This window comes from Actinophytocola sp. (genome assembly GCF_036002505.1).
GTDB lineage: Bacteria > Actinomycetota > Actinomycetes > Mycobacteriales > Pseudonocardiaceae > DASYTH01.
Genome location: NZ_DASYTH010000379.1, coordinates 1 through 8,559, shown reverse-complemented (window position 1 = coordinate 8,559; position 8,559 = coordinate 1). Strand labels below are relative to the sequence as shown.

8 protein-coding genes and 2 pseudogenes are annotated in these 8,559 nt (G+C 70.0%); 3 read left to right on the top strand and 7 right to left on the bottom strand.

Annotated features, from left to right (window positions below; translation table 11 throughout):
* Positions 1 to 535 precede the first annotated feature (535 nt).
* From VGR06_RS33485 to VGR06_RS44125, 4 genes and pseudogenes are all read right to left on the bottom strand, one after another.
* On the bottom strand, positions 536 to 928 hold the full coding sequence (locus tag VGR06_RS33485; RefSeq protein ID WP_327563196.1) for a four-helix bundle copper-binding protein: 393 nt from the start codon (positions 926 to 928) through the stop codon (positions 536 to 538).
* Positions 929 to 1,221: 293 nt separating this feature from the next.
* A complete protein-coding gene (locus tag VGR06_RS33480; protein ID WP_327563197.1) occupies positions 1,222 to 2,136 on the bottom strand; it encodes a chloride channel protein in 915 nt (304 codons plus the stop codon).
* Between the two features lie 112 nt (positions 2,137 to 2,248).
* Positions 2,249 to 2,455, bottom strand: a pseudogene (locus VGR06_RS33475) (chloride channel protein); the annotation flags it as partial.
* 34 nt (positions 2,456 to 2,489) lie between these two features.
* Positions 2,490 to 2,636, bottom strand: a pseudogene (locus tag VGR06_RS44125) (hypothetical protein); the annotation flags it as partial.
* A 410-nt stretch (positions 2,637 to 3,046) separates the two neighbouring features.
* Here VGR06_RS44125 and VGR06_RS33470 point away from each other — a divergent pair.
* The 3 genes from VGR06_RS33470 to VGR06_RS33460 all read left to right on the top strand — a co-directional run bounded on the left by VGR06_RS33470 (position 3,047) and on the right by VGR06_RS33460 (position 6,680).
* The gene (locus VGR06_RS33470) at positions 3,047 to 4,594 is read left to right on the top strand and encodes a cation:proton antiporter (protein ID WP_327563195.1); all 1,548 of its coding nucleotides are present in this window, start codon (positions 3,047 to 3,049) and stop codon (positions 4,592 to 4,594) included.
* An 843-nt stretch (positions 4,595 to 5,437) separates the two neighbouring features.
* Complete coding sequence (locus VGR06_RS33465) at positions 5,438 to 6,127, top strand: class I SAM-dependent methyltransferase (RefSeq protein ID WP_327563194.1); 690 nt, start codon at positions 5,438 to 5,440, stop codon at positions 6,125 to 6,127.
* A 208-nt stretch (positions 6,128 to 6,335) separates the two neighbouring features.
* Positions 6,336 to 6,680 (top strand): hypothetical protein, encoded by a 345-nt coding sequence (locus VGR06_RS33460; protein WP_327563193.1) that lies wholly within the window; start codon positions 6,336 to 6,338, stop codon positions 6,678 to 6,680.
* A gap of 46 nt (positions 6,681 to 6,726) precedes the next feature.
* On the opposite strand, the gene VGR06_RS33455 is transcribed toward VGR06_RS33460, so the two are convergent.
* The 3 genes from VGR06_RS33455 to VGR06_RS33445 all read right to left on the bottom strand — a co-directional run.
* Complete coding sequence (locus VGR06_RS33455) at positions 6,727 to 7,092, bottom strand: hypothetical protein (protein ID WP_327563192.1); 366 nt, start codon at positions 7,090 to 7,092, stop codon at positions 6,727 to 6,729.
* Positions 7,093 to 7,161: 69 nt separating this feature from the next.
* The gene (locus VGR06_RS33450) at positions 7,162 to 7,863 is read right to left on the bottom strand and encodes a response regulator transcription factor (protein WP_327563191.1); all 702 of its coding nucleotides are present in this window, start codon (positions 7,861 to 7,863) and stop codon (positions 7,162 to 7,164) included.
* Positions 7,860 to 8,559, bottom strand: a 700-nt coding sequence (locus VGR06_RS33445) for a sensor histidine kinase (RefSeq protein ID WP_327563190.1), incomplete at its 5' end; no start/stop codon positions are given. The genes VGR06_RS33450 and VGR06_RS33445, both read right to left, overlap by 4 nt.

The following is an 8,559-nucleotide window of genomic DNA, read 5'->3' as shown; positions in this document are numbered from 1 at the left end:
GCGCAGCCCGACGTCCCAGCCGGCGCCGTTGAGCAGCCGATCCCACGCTCCGACTCCGGCCGCCTCGACCGCCACCAGGATCTGACCCGGACCGGGAGACGGTGGATCGGGCAGCTCCAGCAGGACTACGTCCCCCTCCGCCCCGGACACCCCGCATGCCTTCATGGCCATCCTTTCGCTCGGTCCGGCCGACCGGCAGGTGCAGGCCGAAAATCCCCGATGCTAGGAGCAGCGCTGAGCGGGAACGCCGAGCGAGACACCCGCACCTCCGTTTCCCACGCTATGACCTGCGTTCCCCCGATCGCACCCCGTCATGTCGGCTGCAAGACCGTGAAACACGAACTCACTCTCGAAGCCCACCGCAACCGCAAAAGTTAGAGAGCAAGCTCAGGCGCCGTCGACACGGATGCGGGAGGCGCCGGAGTTGACCACGGAGAGGTCGACATCCACAGCGGTCTCGGCCCGCCGCTCGATGAGCGTGGACGCACGGTCAGGTGGAAACGGCGTCGCGAGCCAGCCTCACCTGATTGGGCCCTCACCCGATCGCTGCCAGCACCTCCTCGCAGACCTGTTGGCAACGACGGCACACTTCGGCGCACACCCGGCAATGCTCGTGCATCTGCGCGTGTCGTTCACACTCGTCACCGCATACCTTGCACGCCTGCGCGCACGCCTGTACGACCGCTCGGGTCAGGTCCCGGTCGTACCCGGTCTGCCGCGTGAGCACACGGGCCGTCGTCTGGCACATGTCGGCGCAGTCCAGGTTCAACCGCGCGCATTTGACCAGGTCGGCGACCATCTGCTCGCCCAGGTCCGCGTCCGCGCATGCCGTGCATGCCTGCCCGCACTCCAAGCAGGTGTCGATACAACGCGCCAGCAGCTGCTTGTCCAACAGGGGCTGGCTGGGATCCGCGTCCAGCATCGCCATCGTCTTTGTCATCAGGACTCCTCAACTCCCAGCAACTCGGTTACCCGGCATACCCCGTGCGGCACCCCTGTAACGCGCCAGGCGCCTGTCTGTCAGGCTGGCGCGGCGAAGCGGTGCGCCGGCACCGTTCTCCGCGCGAGGCGGCCCGATCCGCGGCGTCCGGGCGATCGTGGCGGAACGCGCCGGCGAGATACCGACCAGCACATGACCCAGACAACCACCGCGTGCCGCGACAAGATCATCAATGTGGGTGAGTCGGGCCGGTAGACCTCGACGCGGGCCGCCGGCCTACCTCAACGAGTGGCGGCGTTGTCCTGCCGGTTCTGGAGCCGTGGCGGGTTCGGGTTCTGGCCGATCTGGTCGCTGAGGTTCCCGGGGTGGCCGGCTCGGCGTCGCCCGCGGACCGAATGGCGGCGTGGTAGCCGCGGGCTGCGCGGAACTGGCCGCTGGCCTACCGGTTCGTCTCCTGGCCTGCCGGTGGGCGGGGCATGCCGTCCCCGACGTTGGTGCCGCAGGCGGTGACCGTGGCGAGCGTGGCCGACATGGGCAGGCCCGGGGCCGTGGCGGATCGGTTCGGCGAGGGTGTCTTCCAGGCTCTGGTCGGGGTGCAAGGCGGGGAGGGTGCGGGCCGGGTCGGCCGCGGTGGCGGTGTCGGTCTCGGCCGCGAGGACGGTGCCGCGTAGTTCGCCGTTGTCGTCGATGACGGGTAGGGCGGCGTCGGTGGTGGTGGCGAAGCGGGTGGCCAGTTCGGGCAGGGTGGTGGCGGGGTGCAGGGGTTCGGGTAGTGGTCGCATGGCGGTGGCGACGGTCAGCCGGTCGAGGGTGCGTGCTCGTGCCGGTCGGTCGAGGTGGATGCCGCGGCGGCGTAGCTTGCGGGTGTAGATGGTGTCGGGGGAGATGAGTCGGGACAGGCCGGCGGACAGGGCGATGGCGACCATCAGCGGCAGGATGATGGTGTACTCGCCGGTCAGCTCGAACAGGATCATCACGGCGGTGATCGGGGTGCGGGCCGCGCCGGCGAACACCGCGCCCATGCCGACCAGGGCGTAGGCGCCGGGTGGGCCGGTCAGGTGGGGCAGCAGGTGGTGGGTGAGGGTGCCGAAGGCGGCACCGAGCATTGCCCCGATGAACAGGGAGCGGGCGGACACCCCGCCGGAGCCGCCGATGCCGATGGTCAGGCTGGTGGCGAGGATCTTGCCGAGCGCCAGGATGAGCAGGAACGCGAGCGCGTAGCGGCCGGCGACGGCGTTGCCGAGGACGGGGGTAGCCCACGCCGTACATCTGCGGCAGCACCATCAGCACCCCGCCGAGCAGCAGACCACCGACCGCGGGGCGTAGCCACGGCGGGCCCCGCCAGGCCCAGTCGCAGGCGTTCTCGACCAGGTACAGGGTTCGGCTGAACCCCACGCCGGCCGCCGCCGCGGCCAGGCCGAGCAGAGCGTAGAGCGAGTACTCCCACGCCGAGGCGACATGGAATGACGGGAGGGCCAGGAACGGGTGGTCGCCCTGCGCGGCGCGGCCGATCACCCCGGCGGTGACCGAGGCGAGACTCGGGGGCGCTGGTCCCCAGTCCGATCACCACCACGCCGACCACGCCCGGGGAGACACCCAGCCGGGTCGCGAGCCGGCCGGCACCGATGATGAGTTGGTCGGCGGCGACCGTGAGCAGCGCCAGCCCCGCCACGGCCAGCGCCACGAGCACCGGCATCCGGTTCCCCTTCCGGTTACCGGCTCTGGTCGGCGTTGCGCCACCACGCCCCGCGACCGCCGCGACCCTGACAGCCATCTTGCGATGACCAGACGGGGCCTGCGGCCCCAGGCCGATCACATCATCGTGCAACCCGCACGTTCCGTGCTGTCCGCCTGCTCTCGGGGAGTCTCCGGTGGCGATCCGGTGCTTGCCGGGGCGTCGAAGCGAGACCGCCGTCAACCGAAGGTTTGGTGGCAGCGCCGGCGTCCGCGGCCGTATCGGGACGTGCCGGGGTTTCCGGTCGGCAGATAGTGTGGGCGGTGGTGTGCCGGGAAGACTGGTCGGCGACGGTAGCTGCACGCCGTTCCGGAGGTCACCGTGGTCCCTGCTCTTGCCGGTTGCTCGCGTCCCTACTGCGAGGCTCGGCGGTGAACGACGTCATGGGCTTCGGCCTGGCGATCGCGGTGGTTTGCGGTGCCGGGCTGCTGGCGGTGCTGTCCAACCGGCTCAGCCAGCGGTTGCGGGTGCCGGCCCCCGCAATCTTCCTGCTGGGCGCCGCGGTGGCCTCGGATCTGGTGCCGGCCCTTGGCCGGATGCCGGTGGTCACAGTGCAGCGGGTGGTCACCGTCGCGCTGATCGTGTTGCTGTTCGACGGTGGCATGCACATCGGCTGGCGCCGGTTCCGCTCGGCCGCCGCCCCGGTGACGTGGATCGGGGTGGTCGGCACCTTCGCCACCACCGCCGGGATAGCGGCGCTGGCGCACCTGCTGTTCGGATTCGGCTGGCTACCCGCCCTGTTGCTCGGCACCGCGCTGGCACCCACCGACCCGGCGGTGGTGTTCTCGGTGCTGGGCCGCCGCGAGGTCTCCGGTCGCAGCGGCACCCTCCTGGAGGGTGAGTCCGGCGCCAACGACCCGGTCGGCATCGCCGCGATGGCCAGCCTCCTCGCCGTCGGCACGGCGGGCGGCTGGCACGCCGTGGGCGCCGGGCTGGGCGAGTTCGCGTTGGAGATGGTTGTCGGCGCCGTGGCCGGTCTGGCCGGTGGGTGGGGTCTGGCGGTGTTCATGCGCCGGGTCCCGCTGCCCAGCGGCGCCCTGTACCCGTTGAGCACCCTCGCCGCGGCCGGTGTGATCTACGGAGGGGCCACCCTGGCGCACGGCTCAGGGTTCCTGGCCGTGTTCATCGCCGGCATCCTGATCGGGGATCTGCGCGCCCCGTACAAGGCAGAGATCGAACGGTTCCATTCCTCGCTGGCCAGCCTCGGCGAGATCGTCGCGTTCACCATGCTCGGCCTGACCGTCTCCTTGCAGCAGCTGGCCGAAGGCGACGCCTGGCTGATCGGCCTCGGCCTGGCCCTGCTGCTGACCCTGATCGTGCGGCCCGTCGTGGTGGGGCTGCTCCTGCTGCCGGTACGGCTACGCTCCGGCGAGCGGCTGTTCGTCATGTGGTCCGGCCTCAAGGGCGCCGTGCCCATTCTGCTCGGCACCTACATCCTCACCGCCCACATTCCCGGCGCCGCGCGGATGTACGACGTCGTGGTGGTCGTGGTGGCGTTCTCCGTCGTCGTGCAGGGCAGTCTGGTGCCCTACGTCGCCCGCCGCACCGGCGTGCCTATGCGCACCGTGGAACCCGAACCGTGGGCGTTGAGCGTGCGGTTCCGGCACGAACCCGCTGGCATGCGCCGTTACGTGGTCTCCGCCGGCGCGCCGGCAGACGGGTGCACCCTCGGCGACCTCGCCCTTGGCGAGGACGCATGGATCAGCTTCATCAGCCGCGACGGCGCGCTGGTACCGGTCAACCGCGACACCGTTCTCCACGCAGGCGACGAGGTGGTGGTGCTGGCCGACCCGAGCGCCCAGCCCGATCCCAAACCCTTGTTCGGTGCCCCACCCGCGGGCGCCCACCCGCACCAGCCGACGCATGACCTAGCGATCGGCCGGTCAACTCCGAGCGCCGCTGACGCCGGCCAGCCCTGACCCGCCGCGCCCCGGCTACCGTGCCGGCCCGGGCGCCGGTATCGGGTGCGTGGCCATGGCCACCGCGGTCGATCCTCCCCTGAGGTGCCCAACACGGCCGCGAGCCGGGTGATACCGAGGTGCGCGCACAGCGTCCGGGTGACGTCGGCGAACCCGGTCACCGATGTGCCGGTCGACACCGGGGTGCGGCCGTAGGCGGGACGCGACGGCGCCAGCACGGTGTAGCCGGCATCGGCGAATATCTCCTCACCCAGCGCCAGACCGGCCCGCTGGTGCCCGCCGTGGAACACCACCACCGTGGCGTCACCGTGCTCTTCCAGCCGGTACTCGACCAGACCTGCAGCCAGCCGGACGACCGTCGTGGGCCGTTCCACCCCGGTCACCGTGCCCATCAGGGACACCTCCCGTCGATCGGCATCGCAGCAACATCGACACGCCGACCAGGCTTCCCGGCACACCTGACAGTCAACGTAGCGGCCAACGACAACCGGCACCGGCAGGCCCGCCACGACAACCCGCCGACTCGATCACCGGCGATGACAGCCAGCACCACTGCAACGGCCGCGCCGTATGGACCGCCGGCATGTCCGGCCGGGAGGGAGTCGCTCGTTGTTGTTCGACGGCGTTCAACCGCAAGAGAACATGGTCTCGGGCAGGAGCCGAGACCACGTTGTCCGGGCGTCGCACGAGCGAGAACCTCGCCTCGACCGCCAGTCGTCGCTCGACCACGCTTGTCAACGCCGTGTCTTGGAGAAAGCCGGTAGCCAACGGCTGAGACGGCAACGCCCGATTGCACTGAGGGCGTCCGGCTCCGCCCAGCGGGCTGCAGCCGTGAGCCAGCGTGTGTGGTCGCGGGCCGTCCGCCGCGCAGGCATCGACCTCTTGGGGTACAACCAGGTCATGGCCGACCAGAGGGCGACTGTCGCGCGGTTCGACCAGTGGGCGCCCGGCTACGACGCCAGCGCTTTGCAGCCGTTGCTGTATCTGGCCGTTCACGCGGTGGTGCTGGACCGGTGCGCACAGGCCGTGCCGGCGCCGCGGCGGTTGTTGGACGTCGGCTGCGGCACCGGCCGGCTGCTGCGTTCGGCTGCCTCGCGCTTTCCCGGTACCGGGCTGGTCGGCGTGGATGTATCGGGCGGGATGCTGTCGGTCGCCGCCGCCGCTGCGCTGGCGGGCACGCCCGTGGTGTTGGTGCGGGCGGCTGCCGAGCGGCTGCCGTTCGCTGACGCCGTGTTTGATCTGGTGACCGCCACATTGACGTACCGGCACTGGGTTGACCAGGCCGCCGGGGTTGCCGAGATCGGTCGCGTCATGAATCCCGGTGGGGTGTTCGGTCTCGCGGCGCTGGTCACGCCGCCGCGCTGCTCACCTCGCTGGATTTTGGGCAGGGCAAGGCGAGCGCGGCTTCCGGCGTCGCTGGTGGCGGCGCTGGCCGGCGCCGGACTTCGCACCGACATCGTGGAGGAGGTGGCCGGGATCGGCCCGATCCCGGAGGTGACGTTCGTCCTCGCGCGGCGGGTGCCGCAGCGTTGAATCCCCGCCCACATCCGCCCAAGGCCGACCGGCGTTCGGCCACAGTCCACGCGATCATTAACCTCGCCGCCAGCCAGGCCCGGAGCGGTGTCGTCGGGCAGGTTGTTGCTGTGGCCGTATGGCTTCGGTCCCGATCCGGTAGTCGCGCACGATCGGGTGGATGGGAGAACGGAGACGCTGATGATCTCGCTCGGGCCACCGGGTACACATGTTCGCCCACCCGAGCACCAGGGAGGGGCTGCGGTGGTGTTTTGACACGGTCCTGGGCTGCGGGCCGGAGATCAGCTTGGCATTGCCGGGACTGTCGGAGCCGGTGCTGGCCTACCGGTTCCGCGGCGGGGGATCGGTCAGCATCGAGTTCACCACCGACGGGCTCGACAAGGCGGCCGCCCGCCGGGGAGCGTGGCTGGAGATACAGGCCGACGACCCGGAGGCGCTGAAGCAGAAGATCCTCGACGCCGGTTTGCCCGAGGTCACCCATCCTGGTCACGACTTCTACTTCGCCGCCCCGGGAGGGCAGGTGTTCACCGTCGTCCCCGCCAGCGAACCGTAAGCCACCGTCCGGCTCACCCACTCGCCTGAGACCGGCCCCGGCGGTCTCAGGCGAGCAGCGCGCCGGCCTCCATCTGGTTGATCCGAAGCCGCGAACAGCAGCAGCCAGGCCAGCACGCGACGGTCAGCGTGTGGTTGGCCAGCACTCCACACTCCCTGGTCACTGGCCCGGAGCTGATTTGGGTTGCTTCGGCCAGCGCGGCGTGCAGCATGGCGCGGGCGGACCAGCGCATGAGTTCGGGTGCGTCCTGGCGGGTGAGGCCGGCGATGTCGGTGAGCCAGATGAGCGCTTCGATGCCGGTGGCGGATCGGATCGCTACCGCGAGCCGACGTACGTCGAGGTGCGGATGGGTCTCGTGCAGGGAGGCCAGGGCCTCTTCGATCCAGCCGATGGCTCGCCCTCGGAGCAGCACCGGCTGGTCCGCGTCGGGTTCGAGAGACAGCTGCAGCGTTACTCGGACAGATCCCCATGTCGCGATGTCTCATCGGGGGCTTGTCTTGGGTGGCAATGTTCCGCCGCTGCTGCGGAGGAACTCCAGGGTGGCGAGGACGCGGACGTTAACTCCACGCCGGTCGTGGCCGTCGATGGTGAGCAGGCCGAGTTTGTTGGTGATGGCGGACAGGTGCTTTTCGACTGTGCTGATCTGGCAGCCGAGTTCTTGGGCGATGCCCAGGTTGGATCGGCCTTCCGCGACCAGTGAGAGGATGCGGCGTTCGTGGGGGCTGAGTGCCTCTATGGGGTCGTGGCGTCGGCGACGAGCCATCAGCCGGTCGATGATCGACGGGTCGATGACGACTTCACCAGCTACTACTCGGTGGATGGCTTCGACGAGCTCAGCTATGGTGCCGACCCGTTCCTTGAGTAGGTAGCCGACTGATCGTGAGTGCTCTTCCAGGTTGAGCAGACGCTCGGCGTATTCGACCTCGGCATAGGAGGACAGAACCAGCAAGGCCACGTCTGGGTAGCGGTGCCGCAGCTCCTCGGCGACGCGTAGCCCTTCGTCGGTGTAGGTCGGCGGTAGCCGGATGTCGAGCAGGGCGGCGTGGGGTGCGGTTTCGTCCACCGCGCGGATGGCGTCCTCCATGCTGGTGGCGCGGGCCGTGACCTGAACCGATCTGCTGGTCAGGGCGTCGGCGATCGCGTCGAGGAAGAGGGGTTGGTCCTCCACGATGACCACGTTCATGAGGTCTCCAGGGGTAGCTGCGCGGCGACGGTGGTTCCGTCGCCGGGTTCGCTGCTCAGGGTGAGGGCGCCGCCGACGGTGTTGACGCGGTCATGCATGCCGGCGAGCCCGCCGCCGGGTCGGATCGTCGCCCCACCGCGGCCGTCGTCGGAGATGGCGACTTGCAGCCGACGGTCCTGCTCGGTGACGGCCACGGCGATGTAGGTGGCCTGGGCGTGTTTGTACGCATTGGCGACGGCCTCGGCGATGAGGAAGTAGGCGGTTGCCTCGACGGGCTGGGGCCATCGGGTGCGGGCAATGTCCACGTCGATCGGAATGGGGGAGACGTCGGCGATGCTCTCCACAGCCGGCGCGAGACCGTGTTCGGTCAGCACGGCCGGGTAGATGCCCTGGGTGAGTTCACGGAGGGCGGCGACGGCGTCGTGCAGTTGATGGTGGGCCCGATCGATGATGCTCCTGACTGTTGCGGTGTCCGCGTTCGCATCGAGGTGGCCACGGGCGACGTCGAGGAGCACCAGCACCGCGAGGAACTGCTGCTGCGCAGCATCGTGCAGGTTGCGCTGGATGCGCCGGCGTTCGTCGAATGCCGCGCTCGATACCCGGAGCCTGGAGGTCTTGATCTGCTCGATCTGGGCGCGCAGCGTCGCGTGCATCCGGGCGTTCTCGATCGCGACGCCCGCGACTTCGGCCACCGTC

Bases quoted from the DNA above. Each gene is read 5' to 3' on its own strand.
- VGR06_RS33485 (WP_327563196.1), bottom strand. From the start codon at position 928: ATGGCGATGCTGGACGCGGATCCCAGCCAGCCCCTGTTGGACAAGCAG.
- VGR06_RS33460 (WP_327563193.1), top strand. From the start codon at position 6,336: ATGTTCGCCCACCCGAGCACCAGGGAGGGGCTGCGGTGGTGTTTTGAC.
- VGR06_RS33450 (WP_327563191.1), bottom strand. From the start codon at position 7,863: ATGAACGTGGTCATCGTGGAGGACCAACCCCTCTTCCTCGACGCGATC.